This window comes from Nocardia sp. MH4, from assembly GCF_019266065.1.
GTDB lineage: Bacteria > Actinomycetota > Actinomycetes > Mycobacteriales > Mycobacteriaceae > Nocardia > Nocardia canadensis.
This window is the reverse complement of the sequence record NZ_LPNR01000101.1, coordinates 35,882-59,714: the sequence shown is the minus strand read 5'-3', so window position 1 is coordinate 59,714 and position 23,833 is coordinate 35,882. Positions and strand designations below refer to the sequence as shown.

The 23,833-nt window shown below is 64.8% G+C and carries 20 protein-coding genes; 11 read left to right on the top strand and 9 right to left on the bottom strand.

What is annotated here, in order from left to right; genetic code table 11:
• Window positions 1-12: 12 nt before the first annotated feature.
• The 4 genes from ATM97_RS16075 to ATM97_RS16060 all read right to left on the bottom strand — a co-directional run bounded on the left by ATM97_RS16075 (window position 13) and on the right by ATM97_RS16060 (window position 4,009).
• Window positions 13-906: an iron-siderophore ABC transporter substrate-binding protein gene (locus ATM97_RS16075; protein ID WP_308248504.1), complete on the bottom strand. Its 894-nt coding sequence runs from the start codon at window positions 904-906 to the stop codon at window positions 13-15.
• Window positions 907-1,101: 195 nt separating this feature from the next.
• Window positions 1,102-1,941 (bottom strand): ABC transporter ATP-binding protein, encoded by an 840-nt coding sequence (locus tag ATM97_RS16070; RefSeq protein ID WP_218718827.1) that lies wholly within the window; start codon window positions 1,939-1,941, stop codon window positions 1,102-1,104.
• Window positions 1,938-2,927, bottom strand: a complete 990-nt coding sequence (locus tag ATM97_RS16065; protein WP_255587867.1) for an iron chelate uptake ABC transporter family permease subunit — start codon at window positions 2,925-2,927, stop codon at window positions 1,938-1,940. Before ATM97_RS16065 ends, ATM97_RS16070 begins: the two co-directional genes overlap by 4 nt.
• Window positions 2,928-2,953: 26 nt before the next feature.
• Entirely contained in the window at window positions 2,954-4,009 is a 1,056-nt protein-coding gene (locus ATM97_RS16060; RefSeq protein WP_255587866.1) for an iron ABC transporter permease, read from the bottom strand.
• Between the two features lie 921 nt (window positions 4,010-4,930).
• Between ATM97_RS16060 and ATM97_RS16055 the strand changes: the two genes are divergently transcribed.
• From ATM97_RS16055 to ATM97_RS16030, 6 genes are all read left to right on the top strand, one after another.
• Window positions 4,931-5,506 (top strand): M23 family metallopeptidase, encoded by a 576-nt coding sequence (locus ATM97_RS16055; protein ID WP_255587865.1) that lies wholly within the window; start codon window positions 4,931-4,933, stop codon window positions 5,504-5,506.
• Window positions 5,507-5,898: 392 nt separating this feature from the next.
• Window positions 5,899-6,846, top strand: coding sequence for a M56 family metallopeptidase (locus ATM97_RS16050; protein WP_218718824.1), 948 nt, complete (start codon window positions 5,899-5,901; stop codon window positions 6,844-6,846).
• 93 nt (window positions 6,847-6,939) lie between these two features.
• The gene (locus ATM97_RS16045; RefSeq protein WP_218718823.1) at window positions 6,940-7,419 is read left to right on the top strand and encodes a DUF2752 domain-containing protein; all 480 of its coding nucleotides are present in this window, start codon (window positions 6,940-6,942) and stop codon (window positions 7,417-7,419) included.
• A 56-nt stretch (window positions 7,420-7,475) separates the two neighbouring features.
• Window positions 7,476-7,946 (top strand): hypothetical protein, encoded by a 471-nt coding sequence (locus ATM97_RS16040; RefSeq protein ID WP_218718822.1) that lies wholly within the window; start codon window positions 7,476-7,478, stop codon window positions 7,944-7,946.
• 58 nt (window positions 7,947-8,004) lie between these two features.
• Window positions 8,005-9,129 (top strand): sulfite exporter TauE/SafE family protein, encoded by a 1,125-nt coding sequence (locus ATM97_RS16035; protein WP_308248503.1) that lies wholly within the window; start codon window positions 8,005-8,007, stop codon window positions 9,127-9,129.
• A 15-nt stretch (window positions 9,130-9,144) separates the two neighbouring features.
• Window positions 9,145-9,360, top strand: a complete 216-nt coding sequence (locus tag ATM97_RS16030) for a heavy-metal-associated domain-containing protein (RefSeq protein ID WP_218718821.1) — start codon at window positions 9,145-9,147, stop codon at window positions 9,358-9,360.
• A gap of 82 nt (window positions 9,361-9,442) precedes the next feature.
• Here the strand turns inward: ATM97_RS16030 and ATM97_RS16025 are convergent, their stop codons facing one another.
• The 4 genes from ATM97_RS16025 to ATM97_RS16010 form a co-directional block, all read right to left on the bottom strand.
• Window positions 9,443-10,120: a YcnI family protein gene (locus ATM97_RS16025; protein ID WP_218718820.1), complete on the bottom strand. Its 678-nt coding sequence runs from the start codon at window positions 10,118-10,120 to the stop codon at window positions 9,443-9,445.
• A gap of 109 nt (window positions 10,121-10,229) precedes the next feature.
• Window positions 10,230-11,669 (bottom strand): MDR family MFS transporter, encoded by a 1,440-nt coding sequence (locus ATM97_RS16020; RefSeq protein ID WP_374104866.1) that lies wholly within the window; start codon window positions 11,667-11,669, stop codon window positions 10,230-10,232.
• Complete coding sequence (locus ATM97_RS16015) at window positions 11,663-12,778, bottom strand: PLP-dependent cysteine synthase family protein (RefSeq protein ID WP_218718819.1); 1,116 nt, start codon at window positions 12,776-12,778, stop codon at window positions 11,663-11,665. The genes ATM97_RS16020 and ATM97_RS16015 overlap by 7 nt, the downstream gene beginning before the upstream one ends.
• Window positions 12,779-12,883: 105 nt before the next feature.
• Window positions 12,884-13,303 (bottom strand): hypothetical protein, encoded by a 420-nt coding sequence (locus tag ATM97_RS16010; RefSeq protein WP_218718818.1) that lies wholly within the window; start codon window positions 13,301-13,303, stop codon window positions 12,884-12,886.
• Between the two features lie 1,239 nt (window positions 13,304-14,542).
• On the opposite strand from ATM97_RS16010, the gene ATM97_RS34405 reads away from it, so the two are divergent.
• Window positions 14,543-14,746, top strand: a complete 204-nt coding sequence (locus tag ATM97_RS34405; RefSeq protein ID WP_255587863.1) for a hypothetical protein — start codon at window positions 14,543-14,545, stop codon at window positions 14,744-14,746.
• Between the two features lie 225 nt (window positions 14,747-14,971).
• Here the strand turns inward: ATM97_RS34405 and ATM97_RS16000 are convergent, their stop codons facing one another.
• On the bottom strand, window positions 14,972-15,694 hold the full coding sequence (locus ATM97_RS16000; protein WP_308248501.1) for a helix-turn-helix transcriptional regulator: 723 nt from the start codon (window positions 15,692-15,694) through the stop codon (window positions 14,972-14,974).
• Between the two features lie 132 nt (window positions 15,695-15,826).
• On the opposite strand from ATM97_RS16000, the gene ATM97_RS15995 reads away from it, so the two are divergent.
• The 4 genes from ATM97_RS15995 (at window position 15,827) to ATM97_RS15980 (ending at window position 23,711) form a co-directional block, all read left to right on the top strand.
• Complete coding sequence (locus ATM97_RS15995; protein ID WP_218718816.1) at window positions 15,827-17,284, top strand: MFS transporter; 1,458 nt, start codon at window positions 15,827-15,829, stop codon at window positions 17,282-17,284.
• Window positions 17,285-17,496: 212 nt separating this feature from the next.
• Window positions 17,497-19,596, top strand: a complete 2,100-nt coding sequence (locus ATM97_RS15990; RefSeq protein ID WP_218718815.1) for a heavy metal translocating P-type ATPase — start codon at window positions 17,497-17,499, stop codon at window positions 19,594-19,596.
• Window positions 19,597-20,121: 525 nt separating this feature from the next.
• Entirely contained in the window at window positions 20,122-22,398 is a 2,277-nt protein-coding gene (locus ATM97_RS15985) for a Piwi domain-containing protein (RefSeq protein ID WP_218718814.1), read from the top strand.
• Window positions 22,395-23,711, top strand: coding sequence for a hypothetical protein (locus tag ATM97_RS15980; RefSeq protein ID WP_218718813.1), 1,317 nt, complete (start codon window positions 22,395-22,397; stop codon window positions 23,709-23,711). The genes ATM97_RS15985 and ATM97_RS15980 overlap by 4 nt, the downstream gene beginning before the upstream one ends.
• The last annotated feature ends 122 nt before the right edge of the window (window positions 23,712-23,833 follow it).

Here is a 23,833-nt window from a genome sequence, read left to right as displayed (position 1 = left end):
CGGCGGGCGGACCTATTCGGTGGGCAGTGCCACGCCGGTGGCCTGGGCGATATCGGCGAGCATCCGCTGGGCCGCCTGGACGCCGATGCCCGACATCCAGGTCTCGTCGGGAACCTCATAGACCTTGCCGTCGCGGACCGCGCGCAGGTCCTTCCACACAGGGCTGCTGGTCACCGCGTTCTTCGGGGTCTTGCCCGGGTCGTCGATCGTGGCGACGAAGATCAGGTCGGCGTCGGCCTGGTCGATCTGCTCGGGACTGACCTCGGTCATCGTCTTCTTGGGGTCGGTCGAGGTCTGCGAGGCGGGCCGATTCAGGCCGACATCGGCCAAGACGACGCCGCTGAACGAGGTGCTCTGGTACAGCCGGGTCGGCCCCGCGAGGAACCGCACGACCGAGGCGCTGGGCGCCGTGTCATGGTGTGCGGTTGTGATCGCCGCGCCGAGGGCCCGGGCTCGGTCCTCGTACTTGCGCAGGGCGGTCGCCGCGGCCTGATCACGGCCGAGGGCAGCGGCGTGCACCGCCAGGTTTGCTTTCCACGGGCCGCCGGTGGTCTCGGTGAGAACCGTGGGCGCGATACCTCTGAGCTTGTCGTAGATCTTGTCGTGGCGGACCTTCGAGGACAGGATCAGATCGGGCTTCAGCGAGGCGATGCGCTCCAGATTCGGCTCCAGCAGAGGGCCGACATCGCTGACCTTGTCGAGACCGCTCGCGAGGTAACCGGGGAAGCCACCCCCGGTCTTGGTATGCGGGACGACCGCGCCCACCGGGGTGACTCCCAACAGGGTGACCGAGTCGAGTTCGGCGGTGTCGAGGACGACCACGCGCTGCGGCGCGCTGGGGATCGTCACTTGCCCCTTGGCGGTCTCCAGGGTGCGAGGGAACGACGCCGTCTCATCGGCGGACACCGTGGGAGCTGTTGTAGCGGAGTCAGTTCCGCAACCGACGAGTGCCGAGACAGCGATCACGGCACCTGCTGTCGCAGCGCCGATACGACGGGATCCGCGCAGGCGGAAACACCGAATGGACATGGCTGGTCCTCATCTCTCATGGAGCGAACGCGACGGAGCCGGAATCGGGTGTCGCGAGTGAAAAGGTCGGGGTCAGGCCCGGACAGCGGTGGTATCGCGCCCGGACCTGGTATCTCGGGCGCTGCGGCTGCGTGGTATGACGAGCGGCGTTCCGGTCTCGGGATCAGGGATGACGCGGCAGTCGACGTCGAAGACGGTGCGTACGAGGTCGGCGTCGAGCACGTCGGCGGGTGGTCCCGCCGCGGCCAGACGGCCCTCGTGCAGCACGACGAGATGGTCGGCGTAGCGGGCGGCCTGACCGAGGTCGTGCAGCACCATGACGACGGTGCGTCCCGCCTCTGCGTGCAAATCGGTGACGAGGTCGAGCACGTCGAGCTGATGGCGCAGGTCGAGGAAGGTGGTCGGCTCGTCGAGGAGCAGAAGATCGGTGTCCTGGGCCAAAGCCAAGGCGATCCAAGCGCGTTGGCGTTGGCCACCGGAAAGCTGATCGACCGGGAGGGCACGCAGCTGTGCGGTCGCGGTCCGGGCCAAGGCGTCTTCGACGGCCGCTTGATCGCTCGCCGACCACGGACGCAGAAGCCTTTGGTGTGGATACCTGCCCAGCCGAACCAACGCCTCGACCGTGATCGCCTCCGGTGTCACCGGTTGCTGGGGGAGTAGCCCGAGCCGCAGCGCGAGGGCGCGTGCGGGGAGCCGATGGATGTCGGCGCCGTCGAGGGTGACCGTGCCACCCGCCGGGCGCAGCAGCCGGGTGAGTCCCCGCAGCAGTGTGGACTTTCCGCAGGCATTGGGACCGACGATGGCGGTGACGGCGTTGCCTGGCAGCGTCAGATCAAGCCCGTCGACCACGACACGATCGCCATAGCTCAACGACAGCGTGTGCGTGGTGAGTTCGTTTCGGCTCTCGTTCATGCGGTTCTCCTGATCGCCGGGCCGCTGTCGCGGACCAGCAGCCACAGCAGCCACGGCGCGCCTACGGTGGTGGTGACGACTCCCACCGGCAGTCCGTGGACCGGTAGCAGATGTTGGGCGGTGAAGTCCGCGGCGACCAGCAGACTTGCCCCGGCGAGTGCGGTGACGGCGAGGGTCGCGGGCGTCGGTGGCCCGCACAGCAGCTGCACGATCTGCGGCACCGCCAGGGCGACGAACACGATGGGACCCGAGATCGCGACTGCGAGCGCCGCCATCGCCACCGCGGTGATCAGCAATCGCAGCCGCGCGGAATCCACGCCGATCCCGAGCGCACCCGCCGAGTCGTCGCCGAGGTCGAGCACCGCCAGGGTCCGGTACTGCGCGTACAGCAGCACCATCACGAGCACGCAACCGATCGCCGCTCCGCTCACTTCCGGCCAGGTCCGGCCATAGAGGGAGCCCGCGGTCCAGCGCATCGCTGACCCGGCCAGCTCCTTGGGGAACCGGACGATGACAAGGTTCACGGCGGCAGCCAGCCCGGCTTGAATCGCCAGCCCGACCAGTACCAGCCGGGCCGTCGACAACTGCGACTTCCAGCCGATCGCGCCGAGCGCGAGCGCGGCGAACATCCCACCCGCGAGCGCGGCCAACGGAATCGCCGATTGGCTCGCCCCGGCCGCGAGCACGATCACGGCGCCGAACGAAGCACCGCCGGTCACGCCGATCACATCGGGCGAAGCGAGCGGATTACGGAACAGCCGTTGCAGCACTGCGCCCGCTGCGGCCAGGCCCGCGCCCGCGATGACGCCCGCGACCAACCGCGGCGCACGGAACTCCTGCACCACGAAGACGTCGCCACGATCGCCGAAACCCAACGCGGCCGCCAGAGCGGTCGCCGCGCTCATCGACACTTCGCCCGCGGTGAGCGCGGCGATGGCCAAGGCGGCCAGCGCGAGCAGAAACGTCGTCGCGACGATTGGAATCATCCAGCGAGACAAGGAAGTTCGGGCGATCATCGGATCTGCCTCCGGCTTGCGAGGACCGCGAGCAGCGGAGCACCGACGAAGGCAGTCACAATGCCGACCTCTACTTCGGTCGGGGGTGCGATGAGCCTGCCGACAACGTCGGCTGCCAGCAGGAGCAGTGGCCCGGCGATGAGACAACCAGGGATGAGCACACGATGGTCGCTGCCCAGCACCAACCGGACCAGGTGCGGTGCGGCGAGGCCGATGAACGCGATGGGCCCGGCGACCGCGACGGCCGATCCGGCCAGCAGCACCACGGCCACCATGCCGGCGGCCCTGATCCGCCCGACCGGCACACCGAGCGCTGCCGCGGCTTCGTCTCCGAGTGCCAGCGTATTCAGTGTGGCGGCGATCGCGAGGCCGATCATCGCACCGAGGACGAAAGCGGGAAGGAGCGGAATCAGAATCGAGAGGTCTCGTCCCGCAATCGATCCGACCAGCCAGAAGCGAGCCTCGTCTAGGGTGCGCTCGCTGAACAGCAGTACCGCGGAGGTCCAGGACGCCAAGACCAGTTGCACGACAATGCCGCCGAGGACCAGCCGAATCGGGTCGACCCCGCCTGCCCGCCTGCCCAGGGTGAGGGTGAACAGCGCGGCAGCGGCGGCACCGGCGAAGGCGAACCACACATACTGGCCGGGCTGAGAAAGACCCAGCGCGTAGATAGCGGTCACCACAGCGAGCGCGGCCCCGGCGTTGATACCCAGAGTGGTCGGCGCGGCCAGTGAATTGCGGGTGACTCCCTGCACTATCGCGCCGGCCAACCCGAGTGCCGCGCCCACTGCCATCCCGACGAGAGTCCGCGGCACCCGCATTCCCGTGATCACCGCCGCGTCGCGACCATGAACCCGGCTGAGCAGCGCATCGATCACCGCGGGCGCCGAGATGTCGCGAGAGCCGAGCGCCAGGCTCAACCCCGCACACAGCGCCAATGCCGCAACCCCGAATGCGAGCACCACGATCGGGTGCCGCATCGGGGAGCGATGCGATGTGCCTATCACTGTCATGGGCCGAGAGCTTAGGTAAGCAGTACCTAAGTTTGTCAACGGGTTCGACCTGCGCCCGCGTTGCTCGGGAGTCGCGACGATCGATCGGGCAATCTGCGTCGATGGCGTTTTACATGGTCGGCAGGATGGTCCGGTCGACGAGTGAAGCGCAGGTGGTCGCCCATTTGTTCGGATGCCCTGCAAGTCGCAAAGTTGATGCGTGGTGTGACTCTATAGCGTTTGTGATCCATCGGATGGTTGGCTAAACGTGACCAGTGTCATCCACATGTAAGTTCATCCGCCCGGGGCGGGGAAGCTTGTGTTCGTATTCGGCTACGTACTAAGCCGGATGGTAGATCTACTGCGACGAACTCGAGCGAGGTCGACCGCCCGAGCCGCGGGGGGTACTGGCGATTCGGGCCGGACATGGTTGGACCGCCGACGGCAGCGGCAAGACGGACTGTCCCCGCCCGGCTGGCGGTGAGCCCAAACTATGCATCTAGACAGTAGTGATGTTCAATCCAAAAAGTGACGCAGATCACTGAATGTTGAAATGCCTTGCATAGCAACAAAATTCAGTGACGCGCTCGTTGGGTGAACGCATCCATTACTGCATAAAATAGTAGATATCCGCAGGTGAGTTGCCTATCTACCTGAGTCGAAGGGTTCGGTCTGCGGTGCTGACGTAATGGTTGCGGGGCGGTCACGGATCGGTACAGTTCTTATCACGCCGCGCGCCGAAAGTCGCTGTCGATAAGTCGGCAACGACCTGGTCGAGGCGCCTTTCGCCGATCGACCCGAGGACGAGCCTTGTCACATCACCGAAAGACTTCTGGTTCCCTGTCCGTTCAACATCTACTCGCCGACTCCAGGCGGTCGGGTCGGCATCGCGCCGAACCTGCGCCGGATGGCCGAATCAAGGTGGCCGTCGGTGTCGCGGCGGCTGCCGGAGCCCTACTCAGTACGTCGACGCAAGTCGCGATGGCCGCGCCGTTGGCTCCGGATGTCGCCCATGGCGTCGAACCTGCTGCCGCGCCGTTCGGATTAGCTGGACTGCCAGTGGAAGTCGTTGGTCCGCTCGCTCAGGCAGAACAGTTCATCGAGGATCTGCAGCAGCAGGTGATTCCCGCTCCGTCACAAGCGGTCGCGCCACCAGCGGCGTTGCCGTTGGCTGGTGACATCAGTTCTGTATTCGGTGCGCGATGGGGTCAATTCCATTCCGGTGTAGACATCGCGGATGCGCTGGGAACGCCCATTCGGTCCGCTCTCGGCGGGACGGTGCTCGAAGCCGGTCCGGCATCGGGATTCGGTCAGTGGATTCGTGTCGGGCAGGACGACGGAACAACCGCCGTGTACGGCCATATCAATGACATCTATGTCCAGGAAGGTCAGCGAGTGAACGCCGGCGATGTGATCGCTTCGGTCGGCAACCGCGGCATTTCCACCGGCCCGCACTTGCATCTGGAAATCTGGGATCAGGACGGTGTCAAGATCGACCCACTGCCCTGGATGGCCAGCAAAGGCATTGTGATGGAACAGCATTGGGGTTCTGACTGACGGGATTGTCCTGAAGTGGGGCCGGATCGCCACAATCTCTCGCCCCACTTCAGGTGATCGCGGCGAACGCACGAGATGAGGGGATCGTGCCATCTCCGCCGCAGTCGACGCCCCAGGAGGGAGCGTCTCGCGCCAGCTCGTCCTGCTGACGCAAGCATCTACTGTCTACGTTAGTAGACAGTAGATGGTGTTGCCGGTTGACGCAACATTGCCGGTTATGGAGGAAAGGGGCTCGACCCTGTCTGTGCCGGAGGTACTCGGCGAGGGGTCGATACAATGAAGTCGCCTCTCTGATCCGTCGCTGACCTCGGATCTCGATCCGCAAGGAGTCCCCTCGTGCCAGCAGTGCAGTCGTTGCCGACCCTGCCGGTGGCGTCGAAGTGTGACCGACGATGAGCGTCGCTATCTGCCTGCTCGTCTACAGCCTGGTCGTCATGGTTCTCGCTCCGCCGACCCTGATTCGGTCGACGCGCTGCGGTGTCGGCCCGCGCCTGAGCTTGATCGCGTGGCTCAGCGCGATCGGGTCGGTCGTGCTGGCTTGGGTGGCCGCGATCGGCTTCGTTATCGCGGATGTCGTCCGCGACATGCTCGCCGACCAGCATCTCAACCTGAGTCGATGCTTTGATCAGCTCCACGACGCGGCGATCGGCGAATATGGAACAGCTGTCCAGATGGGCCTGCTGGTCCTGGTGACGTGCGGCGTTGCCGCAGGGGTCGTGTTGATAGGGGGAGTGGGCCGTGCACTGGTGCGGGCACGTTCGGTGACCCATGGGCACGCGCGCGCCGCCAGGATCGTCGGGCGACCGCATGCTGGTCACGATGCCGTTGTCATCGATCATCCAGAGCCCGCCGCGTACTCGGTTGCGGGGGATCCGCACACGATTGTCCTCACTCAGGGAATTGTCGCCGCACTCGACGAAGCGCACCTCGCGGCCGTATTGGCACACGAGCGTGCTCACCTCGCAGGCAAGCACCACCTTCTCCTTGCTGTTACGCGCGCTTTGGCCGGGGCGTTCCCGCGGATCGATCTGTTCACTGTCGGGGCGGCTCAGGTTGCCCGTCTCGTCGAAATGTCGGCCGACGATGTTGCCGCCGCCTCGCATGGTCGGGAAACCGTTCGCGAGGCGTTGCTCACCCTGGCCGACTCGAACGGTGCAAGCACGCTCGGTGCGACCGAAGTCGGACTCGCTGATCGTGTGACTCGGCTTGCGTCCGCCTCCCCAGTGGGCCGCTCGATGGTCGGCATCGTCTCAGCGCTGATCATCGCCACAGTTCTTGCCGGTCCCATGATCGCGACGCTCGTCGCTGTGATCGGGCTCGGAGTGTGTCAGCCCGGCTAGCGGTCTCTGCCTCGGTCGGGGCGGAATGTTCTGCGATCGACTACTGTCTGTGTACCCATGTAGTAGATGAGTTCGTCGGATCGAGGGGGCATCATGGATGAACCGGATGCACGCGAAAGCGTCGGTGCAGGACCGACGCGCGCAATGGTGGCGCGGCCTGCGCATATATCGGTCGAGTCGTCCGACGGGCATCGGTGGTTGACCTGGTCGGCACTCGTCGCGGCGGTGGGCGCGCTGGTCTTGGTGCTGTTCGGAATCCCCTCGATGGACTTGCACGGCCCGCTGCATCAGCTGGGAATCATGGACCCGTTCTGCGGAGGGACGAGGTCGTGGTATTTGCTGCTGCATGGGCAGGTCTGGGATGCGCTGCGGTACAACCCCGCTGGGCCGCTACTGATGGCGATCGCGGTGGCAGCGCTGATCCGGGCCGCTATCGGCATGCGCACCGGACGATGGGTGAACATTGCCGTCGATCGGCGTGTCTACCTTCCAGTTCTGCTTGTCGCGACGGTCGCGCTCCAGATCAATCAGCAGATGAACGCACCCCTGCTCATCGCGCGGTGGGGTGGCTGAGGGCGGTTGACCGGCCGCCTGCCGGTTCTACGTACCTAGTTAGTAGTATCTGCGGGGTGAGTGCTGCCCCGACACTGAGCCGCGTCGGATTCGCGCGGTTCGTCGCGGTGTTCGCGGCCCTGTTCGCGATCGCCATGATCGAAGGCAGTCCCTGCCATGTCGCCGCGATGTCGACCAGCTCGATGACGATGGAACAGTCGCGGCCCACTGCCACGGCCGCTGCGCCGACTGCCGCGATGCCGACGAGCGGCGTCCACCGCACAGGGGAGGGCACCCACGAGGCGATCGTCGCCGACCATTCCGAGCCGGCGGTTGACGTGAAGTACGAAGGGCTTTCGCCGACCACTGTCGACGTGGTGATGGCGTGCCTCGCGGTATTCCTGGCTCTGCTGGGCGCGCTTCTAACGGTGCGGCCGGACACAACCGTCACTCCGCTGCCTGTGCTCTACCGGCGCCGAGTGCTACCGCGACGCACGATTCCGATACGGAAACCGAGCCTCCACGAACTCTGCATCCTGCGTACGTAGAGCACGCTGGCCCGATTCGCCAACCGGCGGCACCTGGCCTCCGTCGGCCGACATTCCCGTGCCGGTCCACATCGATCTCGTTCTATTGTCCACAGGAGTACTTCTCGTGAACCTTTTCCCTGTCCTGGTCACCGGCCTGTTCGCTGGTGGTGTCTCCTGCGCCGCAGTGCAAGGCGGCTTGCTCACCGGATTGATCACCCGCCAGCGCGCCGCCGCTGCGGGCGCCACCGCTTTGTCCCCGGCCTCTGCCTCGTCCACTACGGAGGCGCCCGCGCTGCGTCGGTGGAGTAGCCGTATCGGGGACGACCTCACCCCAGTGGGTGGGTTTCTCGCCGGAAAGCTTCTCTCGCACACTGTGTTCGGCGCCTTGCTCGGCGCGCTGGGTGGCGTCTTCGAACTGTCGGTCGGGACTCGCACCTGGTTACAGATCGGCGCCGGGCTATTGATCGTCGTCTTCGGCCTCGCGCAGTTGGGAGTCCCCGGATTCCGTGGCATCGTTATCGAACCGCCTGCCTCCTGGATGCGGTTGATTCGCACGCGGACCCGCTCACAGTCCGCTGTCGCGCCGGCAATGCTCGGTATGTTGACGATCCTCATCCCGTGCGGAGTAACACTGTCGGTGGAAGCTCTCGCCCTGGCTTCGGGATCGCCGTGGTGGGGTGCGGCGACAATGGCGGTGTTCGTTCTCGGTACCAGCCCCTTGTTCGCTGTTCTCGGCTACGCGGCCCGCGTAGCCGCCACCGTCTGGCGCGGACGATTGGCTTTCGCCACCGGTGTGGTCGTCTTGCTCATGGGCCTCTACACCCTCAACGGTGGCTTGGAGTTGGCCGGTTCCCCGTTGGCCGCGAGCCGGTTGGCTGCGACAGTCGGGGTCGAACCGGCCCCCGCCGACGCCAGTACCGCGGTAATCGCCGACGGCATGCAGACCGTGACGATCGCCGCGAGCAATCGCGCCTACAGCCCCGGCAACGCCGAAGTGAAGTCCGGCATTCCGACCACCCTCGTCATCAAGACCAAAGGCACCCAGGGCTGTATTCGGTCGTTGATCATCCCCGAACTCGACATCCAGAAGACGCTGCCTTCGACCGGCGAAACTCGCATCGATCTGGGCGTTCTGCAGCCCGGCCGCCTGGATTACAGCTGCGGCATGGGTATGTACTCCGGCATCGTCACCATCTCCTGAAAGGCCCGAAATTCCATGGCAACACATACTTTCGAGATCCAGGGCATGCACTGTGGTAGCTGTGCCCTCCTCGTCGACGACACACTCGAGGACCTGCCCGGCGTTCGCACCACCCAGACGTCGATGAAGAAGGGCCGTGCCACCGTCGAACTCGACCCCGCGCTGAGCAGCCCTGACGACATCGTCACGGCCATCGCGGAACTCGGTTACGTAGCGGCGATCGTCGAGTAGCCCGATCGACCGGACAAGGCAAAGGCGCCGGGTTCGATAGTGAACCCGGCGCCGATATCACGCCTGCCCGTGGGCAGATCGGCTACTCAGAATTGCGACGGGTGCGGGCAAGGGCGCCCACTCCCGCGACAGCGCCGAGCCCACCCAGCGCGAGTCCACCGATACCGAGCCAGCGTGCTGCCGAGTCGGTTTCGGTGTCGGCTTCGGCGTGGGGTGCTGCCTGCGGCTTCTCGGGTTCGGTGCCGTGGGAATGTCCGTCGCCCGGCTCAGCTGCCGTCAAAGCGAGGACGGGCAGCGGGAACTCCGGCTCTGCCGCACCAGCGGTGGCAGGTTGATCCCACGTGACGACCTTGCCGTCGCTGTAGGTCTGCACCGCCTTGAACGCGACAGTGTCCTGCTTGGGCAGGGGACCTGCGTAGAGGACGAACCGTTGGAACTGGCCCGGCCCGACGCCGGCGCCGGGTGTTGCCGTCCAGGTCACCGAGGTGGCCATTTTGTTCGGATCGCGCTGCACGACGGCGTCCCAGCCCGGCATCGGCTCGGTGCGTGCGGTCTTGAGACCGGGCACCTCGACGGTCAATGTGGTGGTCGAGGCTTGCTCGGATTCGTTGGAGATCCGGAACGAAAGGACCGTGGAGGAACCTTGTTTCGCCCCGGGGGCCTCGACTGCCAGATGCGCGGAGGCGACGCCGACGCCCAGCACGGTCGCGGCCGCGACGGCACCGGTGGTGAGGGCGATCCGCCGCAGAATGGTGTTCATGTCATATGTCCTTGTCATGGTCAGAAATGTCGGATGGCCGAGGACCCGATTGGGGGGCCTCGGCGTTCAATTCCGGATGTGGCGTTCCTGACTCGGTGGCCGCGGCGGTTCACCGCCTGGCCGCTGGTGAACCTGCGGGATTGCGGCGGCGGTCATCGCCGATGGTCGGGCGGGGGCGTGGTGGTGGACTCGTGCGTGACGGGCTGGGCCTCTGCGGACTCGTCCGCTGCGGGCTGGACCGAGTCGGCGCGGGGCGCTCCTCGCGCCGGTGGCGCCCTGCCGGGAGCCGGTGGCGTCCGCTGCGATACACCGCCGAGGCGGCGGGCTGCTCGCCGGCTCTTTCCAATCGGACCAGCGCGTAGGACGAGATGACACCGATGGCGGCGAGCCCCGCCCAGACCGCCCAGTCGATTCCGGCGTCGCGGGCGGCGCCTACGACGACACCAGTGGCGAGGTTGCCGAGAAGGATGCCGACGCCGACGACGGTGTTGTAGAACCCGTAGTGCGTGGCGACGAGTCTGTCGCCGGACAGCGTGACGACGGTATCCATCTCGAAGGGGAACACCGCGGCGGTGCCGATCGCCAGCAGCGTCGTCGTGATCAACAGGGCTGCGACGGCGGCGATCGTTCCGAACCTGCTCGGAGTCGGCACCACGATCAGCGGGATGAACGACGCCGCGAGGACGGTCATTCCGGCGACCAGGCTCCGGCCCGGACCCCACCTGGCCCGCAACCATGCGGTGATGCGTAGCTGGCCGGCGACCGCGACCACGCCGGAGACCACGAACAGTGCCGAGACCAGCGTCTGGGACTGCGCGCCTGCGATGAACTCAGCCTGCAACGGCAGCGCCAGATAGACCTGGAACGACAGAACATAGGAGCCGATCATGGCCACCGAGAACGCCAGGAACCGGCGATTGGACACCACTGTGCGCCAGTCATCGAGAACCGACGTCTTCGCCGTCGAGGTTTCCCCCTTGCGAGCGGGTAGTGCGAACAGCTGGGCGATGGTCAGCGCCGCGAACACGATCGCGGCGACGCCCGCGGTGACCCGGAAGTCGACCGTCATCAGCGCCAGCCCTACCAGCGGGCCCGCGAGGATCCCTGCCTGATAGAACATGTTGAACACGGCGAAGGCCTCGACGCGACGTTCACCGGCGTCGGCCGCGAGGTACGCGCGCACCGCGGGGTTGAACAACGCACCGGCGAAGCCGGTCGCCGCGGAGGCGATCAACACTGCGGGCAGGGAGTCAGCGAAGACCAACAGCGCGAACCCGCCGGTCCGCAGTAGGCAGCCCGCGACGATCAGCGGTTTGTAGCCGAGTCGATCGGCCAGTGTCCCGCCGATGAGGAACATGCCCTGCTGGGAGAAGTTGCGAACGCCCAGGACAAGCCCGACCGCCCACGCGGCGAGTCCCAATGGGCCTGCCAGGTAACCGGCGAGAAACGGCATCAACATGTAAAAACCCAGGTTGATGCCGAACTGGTTGACCATCAGCAGCTGTGCGGGTCGATCGAAGCTCGCGAACTTGGCGAATGCTGTCACGATGCGAGCTCCTCCGCGGACGGCTTCCACACCGTTGTGCAGCGCGTCCAACGCTGCACAACCCGTTCGGTGGGGTGGGTGATGGTGTCGGGTTCGACCGGTGGCGCGGCGTCGAGCAATCCGTGCTCAGTGCAGTAGTCGTCGTTGTAGATGGTGTCGAAGTAGCGGTGGGGTCCGTCCGGGAACACGGCTGCGACGCGGGTACCTGCCTCTTGGACGCGAGCTGTCCAGCCGGCGACCAGGGCGACGGCTCCGACGCTCCACCCGCCGGTGGCGTGGTGGGTCGCGGCCAGAGTTCGGCAAGCCCACACCGATTCGGCGGGTGCGACCCAGTGAACTTCGTCGAAGGCGGCGTAGTCGACGTTGGCGGGGAAGATGCTCGACCCCAGTCCACGCATCAACCGTGGTCCTGCTGGTTGGCCGAAGATCGTCGAGGAGATGGTGTCGACGCCGATGAGCTTCATCGCCGGGTTGAAGCGACGCAGCACTCGTGCGACCCCGGCGGAGTGGCCGCCGGTACCGACCGCGCACACCAGCACATCGACGTTGCCGACCTGCTCGATCAGCTCGAGTGCCAACGACTCGTAGCCGTCGACGTTGTCGGGGTTGCTGTACTGGTCGGGGCACCAAGCATCGGATTCCTGCGCCAGCAGTTCAGTCACGCGGTCGCGGCGGGCTTGTTGCCAGCCGCCGGTCGGGTGCGGCTCTGCGACCATGTCGACCTTCGCGCCGTAGGCAGCCAGCATTTGCGCGACGATCGGCTCGAGGCCGGGGTCGGTTACTACGGTGACCGGATGCTGATGCACCATGCCCGCCAGTGCGAGGCCGAGGCCGAGGGTGCCGCTGGACGATTCCACGATCCGCGCGCCAGGTGCCAAGTCGCCGCGTTCCTCCGCGCAACGAACCATGTGCAGCGCGGGCCGATCCTTCATTCCGCCAGGGTTAAATCCTTCGAGCTTGGCCCAGAAGCCGCGACCGGCCGATGCCAACGGCTGGCCTATCCACAGCACCGGAGTGTTACCGACGAGTCCGCGTGGCTGATGGGTCGCTTCGGGCACTCCGAGCAATCCGGTCTCGTGCTGGATCGGCTTGGCGAGCATGACTTTGTTCATGTGGGGTGTCTCTCTCCTGCATCGGTGGCCACGTCAGACGGGCACCGTGATGGTTCGGGCAGCGGTCCCCGGCCGAGAAGGAGAACTCGACCTGGCGCTGACCGATCACCGTCGGGCGATGCAGTGCAGAGAGAGAATGTTGCGGCCACGCGTGCCGGGCGGTTGGCCCGGTGGTCCGCGTACGCCTACGCCACCAGCAGGCGGAGTCGGCGAAACCGGCATCACCGCTGCGAAGGCGGCGAGCAGCATAGCCGCCAGCGTCAGCGAGACGACGCCTGGAGGAAGCGCCTTCGCGATGCAATGGACAGTGTCGACATCGCAGTGTGCGGTCGTGGCTGTGGGGAAGAAGAACTCGGCCAGGCCAGCGTCCGAGGCGGACGTTTCAGCTGAATCCACGGCGTGATGGTTATCCGAGTGAGTGTGTTCGCGCACCAGTGAGCAGTCCACAGCCGGGACGACAAGCAGCGCTGCCATCAGCAGCGCGATCAGCCAGCCACCACGGCGCAATCGGACGAAGAGTTTCACTGTGGGCCGAGGGTAACGAATATGTAACGACGATGGCAATGTCGCTGCGCCAGGGTTGCCCAGGAGTGCTGGGGCTTGGGTGGGTCGCATGGCCGGGTTGTGCCATGGCGGCGTTCGATCAACGCGCAACTTCACACCTCCCGACCGATCGCAGTGCTTGGAACAGGTTTTGGGATGTCGGAACCGGCCCGCTTCTGGGCTGGTTGACAACCTCGCCGATCAATCTACTATCTCGGTACGTAAATAGTTTCTGTTGTGTGATCAGGCGCACGCACCGCGTGTCGGACGCGTCTACCTCGGCATCGTCACATCGGTGACATGCGCAGGTGACGAAATTGTGACGCTAGGTCGTCCTTCCTCGGAGGGCGAGCACGCATCGCGCAACCTGAGCAAATTTCTGGGAACCAGCGAAAGGCGCCCTATGAACACCGCCATATCGATGCCGACAAGCTCTCGGCCGACTGCACGGCTACTCGCGGCTACGTGCCTCGCGGCGGCGGCAACATTGCTGACAGCAGGGCAGGCATTCGCCGCGCCCGCTTCGGCAGGCGCCGACCGCGCCAGCGGTTCCGACAATCGTGACAGCAGCTGGCATGGGAATTACCGTGCCGAAAACGGCCATCACGACAACGGCAGCGCGCAAGGCCACGGTCACGACCGCCCCGATGTCGGACGCCGCGACAGCGACCTTTGTGTCCCGCGTTGCATCGGTTCGCGTTAAGTGCCGACCCTGGTTCGTCGCCCATCCCGGCGCGGACGCATGAAGCTTCGACCCGACCCATCTGGAAGGAGGTGGTCCGAATGAACCCGTTCAAAATGCTGTGTGACTTGATGTGCGCGATGATGCCTTCGTGCTGTCAGATGTAGCGCACGCGGCGTCAGCCATGGTCGGCTCTCCTGTGCCGCACCTCGAATGAGAGGGCTGGCGCCGTCTGCTCTACTCACTCCCGCGGGCTCAGATCGGTAACCGGTCTGAGCCCGCGGCTAGTCATCGCGCTCTGCGGCGCCCACTTCTCGGTGCTACGAAGGCGGCTGCGGTGCGTATGCGGCGAGCAGAGTGGTCGTAATGAGCGTGGCCGCTTTTCGGTCGGTGAGTCGGCCCGCGATGACTTCGGTGGCCGCACCATGTACGACGCTGTGGTACACCGCGACCATCCAAGATACGGGTAGGTCGTCGCGGAAAACACCTGCGGCACGGCCGCTTTCGATGAGATGTCGCACGCGTCGCAGGGGACGTTCGTGAGCGGCGCGAATTCGTTCACTCGGAATGTGGTTCTCTGCCGCCAGCAGCAGGGAACGGAATTGGTCGATGATCTTCCACGATGCCGTGACGAGGCGGCCAAGTGCCTCCCTTGGGTCGCCGTCGACATCGACCGTGTCGAGGATGCGATCGCTCTCGGTTACCGCGCGAGTGAAGACCGCGTCGATCAGGTCGGCGCGTGAGGGGAAATGGCCGTACAGGGTGACTCGACCGACGCCCGCTCGCTTGGCGATCTCGGATCAGCACCCGGCGCACCACCCGGGTTCCTGGCAACGGTATTCGACAGCTTCCGCGTTGGTATGTCCGCCGCCCTCGTGGTGGGCATCGTTGTCGTCGCGCTCGGCACCATCGCCGCGTGGGTGTCCGGTCGGGGGCAAGGCCGCGGAGCGTCGAAGGGGGTGGTCGTCTCACCGGAGGGAAACGTCGCCTAGATATCGCCTCGGAGAAGTGCCGACCGTTCGTCGGAAGGCCGCGGAGAACGCACTGGCCGTTCCATATCCGACGGCGTGCGCGACGCGCGATATGGGCTGACCGTCTGCGAGTAGTGACAATGCGACCTGGAGCCGCGCGTGAGTGCGCCAGCGGTCGAAGCTCATCCCGGTGTCCTGGACGAATAGCCGGGTCAGGGTGCGTCGGCTCACGCCGACGGTCCTGGCGTGGGCTTCCATGCTTCGTGGATCGGCGGGGTTGTCCAAAAGGGCGTCGGTGACGGCGCGTACTCGCTCATCGGTGGGGCGTGGCACGTCGATGGGTGTGACCGGCAGTGGTTGCAGTAGGTCGAGGACGACTGCCTCGGCCCGCAGCCGTACATCATCGGCTAGAACCTCTTGGGCGAGGTGGGCGATCAAATGCGCCAAGAGTCCATCGACCCGAACAGCGGTGGGGTCGGTCCATGCCAGGTCGCAGCGGTCCGGCTCGAAATAGAGGCTGCACAGCACGGCGTCACGGGTGGCGCCGGTCTTGTGAACGACTCCTGCGGGCAGCCACAGCGCGCGGGTCGGTGGCAGGATCCAATTCGCCTCTCCGACAGCGACACCGAGTACCCCGCTGCGGGTCCAGGCCAGTTGGTGCTGTGGGTGATAGTGCTCGTGGGTCCACTGTCCCGCCGTGAGCGGGAAGCTGCCGACCACGATCGCGCCCACCCCGGTGGGAGCGGGTTCGAAAGCAGGTTCGGGCATGTCACCAGACTATGTCCTCAACGCGATATTACCTGGCCTGGTGGCGTATCGCGGCCGTCGCGGCGGGTGCCTACCGTTCGTTTCATGACTTCGACTTCAACGGCGGACGCGGCCTCGGTCCGGGGCAACGGCCGTCGCCGGGCAGTGCTGATCGTGCTCTGCTCGGTGCAGTTCATGCTCAATCTGGACGACAACGTGGTCAGTGTCGCGCTGGCCAGCGTTCGTGATGACCTCGGATTCGGTACCGCGGGTCTGGCATGGGTGGTGAACGGGTACATCCTCGCTTTCGGCGGGTTTCTGTTGTTGTCCGGGCGGGTCGCCGATCTGGTCGGCCGCCGGCGTGTATTCCTCAGTGGTGTCGCACTTTTCGGTGTGGCAAGTGTGTTGTGCGGGCTCGCGCAGCAACCGTGGCAGTTGGTGGCAGGCCGATTCGTTCAGGGGACGGGGGCGGCGATGGCGAGCCCGGCCGCGCTGGCGTTGCTCACCCTGCTCTATCCCGGTGCGCGTGAGCGTGCCAAGGCAATCGGAATCTGGGGTGGAACCGCGGCCCTCGGTGCCACGTCGGGTTTGGTGATCTCCGGCGCGCTGACCGGGTTCGCCTCGTGGCGGTGGGTCTTTCTGATCAATGTGCCGGTGGTCTTGGCGGCGCTGGTGTTGCTTCCCCGGTTGGTAGCGGAGAGCCGCAGCGAACGCCGCACGCGCATAGACATTCCGGGTGCGGTATTGATCACGGCCGTGCCGGTTCTGCTGGTCTACGGCCTGTTGCGGGCGTCCGAAACCAGCTGGGGAGACGTTGGTTCCACAGTTGCGATGATTGCAGCACTGCTGCTGGCGATCGCCTTCGTAATCGTGGAAACGCGTACGTCCGAGCCGCTGGTTCCCTTGTCATTCTTGGCCTTTCGGCCTCGGGCCGTGGCCAATGGTGCAACGTTGTTGTTCTCTGCGGCCTTCTACGCGATGGCATTCCTGCTGATGTTGCACATCCAGACCGTCCTCGGCTACGAGCCGTTCACCGCTGGTCTGGCGTATCTCCCGTTCGGCGCGGGCATTCTGGCGGGGATGTGGCTGTCGTCCCGGGCGGTGAACAGGCTCGGTGACCGCTGGGCATTGGTGACATCGTTGCTGATCAGCGCGGCGGGCCTGCTCCTGATGACCGGTATCGACCGCGCCGACACTTACACCTGGGGAGTGCTTCCGGCGTTGCTCGTCACCAGCCTCGGCTGCGGAATGAGCCTGCCCGCCCTGACGGTCACCGCGCTCACCGGCACCACCGAGGACAATGCCGGAATCGGCTCCGCTCTGCTGAGCTCGGTCCAACAACTCGGCGGCGCAGTAGGTTTGGCGGTTTTGGTGACCCTCGCGACGCGCCACAGCGACGCACTCTCCGGCACGGTAGACACCCAGCAGGCCTCGACCGAAGGGTTCGCCTACGCGCTCACCGTTGCCGCGATCCTGGTCGTACTCGCCGCGGTGCTGATCGCCACGATGCTGCGCAACCGTCCGGCGTCTATCGGAACGGCAGTCGACTGGCCGACCCAGTGAAAACTGGTATCGCCCGTTCCGGGCACGACCGACCCATTCTCGTCGCGAGTCAGGTAGCGACCTCGGCATGCCGCTCGACCCGGGTGGACCCCTGCGTAAATACCCACCCAGGGTATATAGTCGCCACTATGTCCACTGATCCCTCATCCTCCGGCAGCGGCTCAGACTCGACTGACACCGGCCACGAGCATCACGGACACGAAGGTCGTGACATGCCCCCGCTGTCTCACGACAACAAGCCTGATCACACCGGTCACGAACTCAGCGATCACACCGGCCACCAACTCGAGACAAGCTCGGCCGGCCACGATTCGCACTCTGGCCACGGTGAGCATGCGGGACACGGCGACCACGTCGCGATGTTCCGGCGACTGTTCTGGGTGATGCTGGTCCTCGCGATTCCGGTGGTGACCGCGGACATGATGTTCGCCGACCTGATCGGCTACACCGTGCCGGGCGCGTTGGCTTGGGTATCGCCCGTACTCGGCACGGTCATGTACCTGTGGGGCGGGCGCCCGTTCCTGACCGGTGCGGTGTCGGAGATCCGTTCACGACAGCCCGGGATGATGTTGCTGATCGCGTTGGCGATCACCGTGGCCTTCGTCGCGTCCTGGGGTTCCACGCTCGGGTTGCTGGCTCACGAGCTGGACTTCTGGTGGGAACTGGCGCTGCTCATCGTGATCATGCTGCTGGGGCATTGGATCGAGATGCGCTCACTCGGGCAGGCATCGAGCGCGCTGGAATCGCTAGCCGCGCTGCTTCCTGACGAAGCCGAACGCGTCGACGACAACGGGGCGGTCAGCACCGTCGCATCAAGCGGATTGCAGACCGGCGACCTGGTCGTGGTCCGGCCTGGAGGACGGGTGCCCGCCGACGGCGAGGTCGAATCCGGCACCGCCGACGTCGACGAATCCATGATCACCGGTGAATCCCGGCCAGTGCGCCGCGGACCCGGTGACCACGTCGTCGCCGGAACCGTCACCACCGATTCCGCACTGCGGGTGCGCATCACCGCCGTCGGTGACGACACCGCCTTGGCGGGCATTCAGCGACTGGTCGCCGAAGCTCAGAACTCCACCTCGCGCGCTCAGGTTCTGGCCGACCGCGCCGCGGGCTGGCTGTTCTGGTTTGCCTCCGGCTCCGCGGTCATCACCGCGGTGGCCTGGATGATCCTCGGTCAACCCGAAGCCGCGATCACCCGCACGATCACCGTGCTGGTGATCGCCTGCCCCCACGCTCTCGGTTTGGCGATTCCGCTGGTGGTCTCCATCGCGACCGAACGGGCAGCCAAGGCAGGCATCCTGATCACCGACCGCCGCGCTCTCGAACAGATGCGCACCGTGGACGCGGTCTTGTTCGACAAAACCGGCACCCTGACCCGCGGCGAACCTGCTGTCGTGGCCGCGACCGCTACCACGACGACAGCCAGCGAAGACGAGGTCATCGCACTGGCCGCGGCGGCCGAAGGCGACAGTGAACACCCCTTGGGCCGTGCCATTGTCACCGCCGCGTCCAATCGCGGCCTCGACGTGCCCTCGGCCACCGACTTCGCCGCCCGCAACGGTATCGGTGTCACGGCTACCGTCGGTGGGGCAACGGTCAGCGTCGGCGGACCGGCAATGCTCAGCGAGCGCGACCTCAGCCCCGCACCAGAAGCCGCGAAATGGGCTGAGCAGGGATCGACTGTTTTGCACGTCGTACGCGACAGCGAGGTCGTGGGCGCCCTGGCCTTGGCAGATGAGATCCGTCCTGAATCCGCTCGAGCGATCCGAGCGTTGCACGATCGCGGTATTCACGTCGCCATGATCACCGGCGACGCCGAACCCGTTGCCCGCACCGTGGCCGCGAAGCTCGGCATCGACGAAGTCTTCGCCGGAGTCCTGCCACAAGACAAGGGCGCCAAAGTCCAAGCCCTGCAGGACGCCGGCCACAAGGTCGCCATGGTCGGTGACGGCGTCAACGACGCCCCAGCCCTTGCTCGCGCCGACGTCGGCATCGCCATCGGCGCGGGCACCGACGTCGCCATCGCCTCGGCCGGAGTCGTCTTGGCCAGCGACGACCCGCGTTCGGTGGTCTCGGTCATCGCGTTGTCGAAAGCGACCTACCGCAAGATGATCCAAAACCTCACCTGGGCAGCTGGATATAACGTCATCGCCGTTCCCCTCGCTGCCGGGGTGCTTGCCCCCTGGGGGATCACGCTGCCCATGGAGGTCGGCGCGCTGCTCATGTCCGCCTCCACGGTCGTTGTCGCTGTCAACGCACAACTGCTGCGCCGTCTCGACTTGAATCCGGATGCGATCACGTCGCGCTGATCCATCCGAGTCGGGCAGTCGGAGGAGCACCTCCGTACCTCAACGCAGGACCTCCTGCCGACCGAACGCACATCTGCCAGTCGAGCCAACGCGAAAGCGGCTTCAACTACCAGCTGACCAGCACGAACCCCCAGGTCACCCGCGTTCCCAGCTTCGATGTGCCCCACCATGGCCACATCGAAGTGGCTCACAACGTTCTGCGGTTCGCGGCGAGTCTCCTTCCCTGTGGGAATCGCGAAGACTGACCCGCCAGTGGACGAGCTGCGGGTACCGAGCCGAGAGGTGTTCTGGCTCCGACGTCGGTTCTGCCAATGATTCCGATGGTGGCACCTGAGCCGGTTCGAACAGCTGTCGCCTCAAGGACCTGCGCGAAGTTGCTGCTTCGTTTGGTGTCATACCTGGCTGGGATGATCGCCTTCGGGCCAGTGAACTCCAGGCCCGTTTGGGCGCAGGCAGGTTGCCCTCCGTTGCCGGGGGAGACAGAGTGAGACGGGAACTGACATGTATCGATCAAGCTCGCCGCTGTTGGCGTTCAACTTCGTCCCGGTGCGATTCTCTGCGGAGAAGTTCGACGGCGGGCTGGTCCAGTACGAGTCACATGATCAACTGAACAGCCTTCGTGCGGAACTGGAAGACACGCATGTTGTTTCCAGGACGCGCGGGGGGATCGCCTGTATCCCCCTAGTTGATGACGCCGACTCACCCGGCACAATGACCACGTTTCCTTCTCGCGAGTACCGGCGTCTGACGATGCGCCTGGTGCAGGAGGCGATGCTGAGGTTGGTTCTGGAGTGGGGATACAAACTACGCAAGCGCGTCCCACCGACCTTCGTGTCGCGGCTGCCGGGCAAGGACTTGCTCACACCAATCGTTCGCAGTCGACGTCATGACGACCTGCGGAGCCTGCATGTGTTCCCGCAATGGGTTCTGGATAGCAGGGCCGTTGGTCCCTCGAATCGCCCAGGGATTGTTATCGGTCTGAAGACTCGGTACGAGATCGACCTGACGGTCGCGGAGTTGATCGAACGCGGACTCTCGGTCGAGGGTCTGTACGTCCTCGCTGAAGACAGCGCGTTCGAGACGTCTCCATGGATGGACCGCTATGCATCCCGGCGGAATGTCGGTGCTGTCAACCACATCGATGGCGCCGATCTGGTGCTTCGTGATGCGCCTGGCATCGGGCGTGTCCCAGCCGCCGAGGCGTGGCTGGAGAGCCGCCGCGAGACCTTCGCCACCGTGATGACAACTCTCGCAGGTGCAGACGGTGCTCAGATCACCAAGGAACTGGAACAAGCCACGTTCGATCTGCTGGGGGCGTTCGGCCGCTACGACAAGACGATCGAAATCGCAGGCCGCCTTGCGAGGCGAGGACCGCTGTCCATTGCTCGTGACCTGTCGGTGTCGCTGGAACCACCGGTCGGATCGAGCAATGATCGTGCTCGCACTGTCGACTGGAAGCTCTACGACGAGCCAGTATTTCAGTTCGACCAGTCAGGGGATAAGACCCACCGATCGGCCGATCGCGGTCTCGACGAGTATGGCCCGTTTGACGTTGAGTTCTTCGCCAAGAAGAAGCCCCGGATCGCGGTTGTCACCCCGCGTGCCCACAAAGGCATCGTGGAAAACTTCGTGACCAAGTTTCTGCACGGAGTTCAAGGCGAATCTGTCTACAGTCAGGGTTTCGTCCGCAAGTACCATCTCGGCGGCTACGAGGTGGATATTCAAGCGTTCGACGGCGATGCTACCGATGCGGGTGCATACCGCGAGGCATGCATGGCCGCGCTCCGCGCGGGCGAAGTTGATCTTGCACTGGTCATCACCAGCGAGGCCCAGGTGCATCTAAACGGCGACGATAGCCCCTACCTCGTCGCCAAATCGACCTTCATGGGACAAGGCGTACCAGTTCAGGACGTCAGGATCGAGACAGCTCGGCTGAGCAAGCTCGCCTATCCGCTAAACAGCATCGCCTTGGCTTGCTACGCCAAGCTCGGTGGCGTTCCGTTCGTGATCGCAGCTCCACGACCTCTCGCGCAGGAGCTGGTCATCGGTATCGGTAGCGCCCATGTCAAGTCGAGTCGTCTCTCCGATGCTGAACGGATCGTCGGGATCACTACGGTTTTCAGCGCCGACGGCAATTACCTGTTGTCGAACACTTCTCGCGAGGCGGACTACGACGACTATCCACAAGAACTGTTGAGGTCGCTAACCGAGTGCATCGATGACATCAAGAGGCGCAATGCCTGGCAAAGGGGCGACGAGCTTCGGCTGGTTTTCCATGTCTTCAAGCCGTTGAAAGACATCGAGGCGAATGCCGTCAAAGAGCTTGTCGAAAGCCTGACACGGCAATACGCAAAAGTTGAGTTCGCCTTCGTACACATCAGCACAGAACACGAGTGGGTGATGTTCGATCGCGCCAGCTCAGGCGTCGCGAACCAGCGGACCCGAGGACAAGGCAAAGGCTACTACGTTCCGAACCGGGGAGTCGCTGTTCCTGTCGGGACAAGCGACATGCTCCTGGCAGTCAGCGGGCCAAGAGACCTGAAGAGTGCGTTGCATGGCGCACCCAAACCCCTGCTGCTGCAACTTCATCGACAGTCCACCTTCAAGGACATGGAGTACCTATCTCGGCAGGTTTTCCGGTTCACCTCGATGTCTTGGCGCACCATGTACCCCTCCAGTCGGCCGGTCACGATCTTGTACTCCGATCTGATCGCCGACCTTCTCGGCCACCTCCGTCATGTTCGGAATTGGAACGCCGACGCCGTCGCGACCGCGCTGCGTTCCAGCAGGTGGTTCTTGTGACTACTGCGGATGACCAAGACTCGACAGCCATCACCGGCGAGGTTCTCGGGGTGCGGATCGCCAACCTCGAGAGCGTCGTCCAACGCGCGAACCTTCCGGGCAACCTCGAGGGTCTGCTGGCCCATCGCATCCTCGCCGATCGCCATAGCAGCGTCGTATGGAACGTAAACCCCATGACCCCGGAGTGGTTGGCCGAGAATCGTCACCGCTTCGTGTACGCAGCTGGCGTGGCCATTCTCGGCTTCGGGCTTACAGGGTTCGTCTCGATGGAATCTCAAACTGGTCGGCAGTATCTGTCGGAGGGTTTGCCAAACCTCATGCGCAAGAATCCTTTCCAGGCCGATGGCGTCACGTTTGTGAACGACCCCGGTCAGATCATCGGCCTTGCGCTCGCGGTTAACGCCGTCCTGGAGGATGTTCCGAAGGCGCGACCCTGGCTGGCCGAGGTGCTTCATGATCCCCGACTACGCCCAGCCACTCCACTTCTTGGCATATTTCATCACTACGCACGTCATATCATCGGCACACCGATCGGCAACAGCCCCGACGCGCGCAATATCTCCGACCCGGTCGAACTCGCCGGCTGGCTCTGGCTAGCGGGCCTTCCTGGATGCCAGATTCTGAAAGACCCTGACGAGCTGCGCAGACTGCGCTCGCGCCTGATCAGCGAGTTGGTGTTGAATCAGGCCGAGTCGCTATCTGCGGGGCGGGCCGCCCTGCTCTTGAATGCTGTGGTGCGGATCGTCACCGCGAGCGTCGACGATCTAGTTCTGAGTACGAGCCACGTCGGTGTGCTGTTGAGCCGCTTCGGCGATGCCATGCGCCAATGGCGGCACGATGGAGATAATCTCATCCACCCTATTCGGTGGTTGATCACCGAAGAACGTGAGATTCAGAACATCCTCTGGCTGATGCTTCGGCCCGTTTTCGATGACCTCGTAGATGAGGAAACCCTGCGCAAAGTCGGACACAGCACCTACCGAGCTGACTTCGGGATCCCCTCCCTCGGCCTACTCATCGAGGTCAAATACGCACGCAGGGCAGCCGACTTCAAAGCATTCGAGAAGGAAATCCTAGAGGATTACGTCGCCTACCTCATTGACAACAAGCCGTACACGAAGCTAGCTGTGTTCATCTACGACGAATCCGCTTCCGTGCAGGAACATGGGACCACTCGCAACGCGCTGCTCAAGCTGCCCCACGTTACCGACGTCGTCATCGTGTGCCGCCCCAGCCATGTGCCAGCGGCGCCGCGTACCTCTCGGCGGCGCAACCCGACCGCTCCGGCCACAGATGAATCCTCGACCGCATAGGCGATCGTCACGCTGAATGGTCTTGGTATACGGCAAATTGCCGCTGGATTCGGCTCGGCGAGGTCAGGTTCGGTCCCAGGCGGTGGTGTCCGATGCGCAAGATCAAACCTGAATTCTGTGGG

Bases quoted from the DNA above. Each gene is read 5' to 3' on its own strand.
- ATM97_RS16070 (WP_218718827.1), bottom strand. From the start codon at position 1,941: ATGAACGAGAGCCGAAACGAACTCACCACGCACACGCTGTCGTTGAGC.
- ATM97_RS16065 (WP_255587867.1), bottom strand. From the start codon at position 2,927: ATGATTCCAATCGTCGCGACGACGTTTCTGCTCGCGCTGGCCGCCTTG.
- ATM97_RS15995 (WP_218718816.1), top strand. From the start codon at position 15,827: ATGACTTCGACTTCAACGGCGGACGCGGCCTCGGTCCGGGGCAACGGC.
- ATM97_RS16050 (WP_218718824.1), top strand. From the start codon at position 5,899: ATGAGCGTCGCTATCTGCCTGCTCGTCTACAGCCTGGTCGTCATGGTT.
- ATM97_RS16025 (WP_218718820.1), bottom strand. From the start codon at position 10,120: ATGAACACCATTCTGCGGCGGATCGCCCTCACCACCGGTGCCGTCGCG.
- ATM97_RS16045 (WP_218718823.1), top strand. From the start codon at position 6,940: ATGGATGAACCGGATGCACGCGAAAGCGTCGGTGCAGGACCGACGCGC.
- ATM97_RS16055 (WP_255587865.1), top strand. From the start codon at position 4,931: ATGGCCGCGCCGTTGGCTCCGGATGTCGCCCATGGCGTCGAACCTGCT.
- ATM97_RS15990 (WP_218718815.1), top strand. From the start codon at position 17,497: ATGCCCCCGCTGTCTCACGACAACAAGCCTGATCACACCGGTCACGAA.
- ATM97_RS16030 (WP_218718821.1), top strand. From the start codon at position 9,145: ATGGCAACACATACTTTCGAGATCCAGGGCATGCACTGTGGTAGCTGT.
- ATM97_RS16015 (WP_218718819.1), bottom strand. From the start codon at position 12,778: ATGAACAAAGTCATGCTCGCCAAGCCGATCCAGCACGAGACCGGATTG.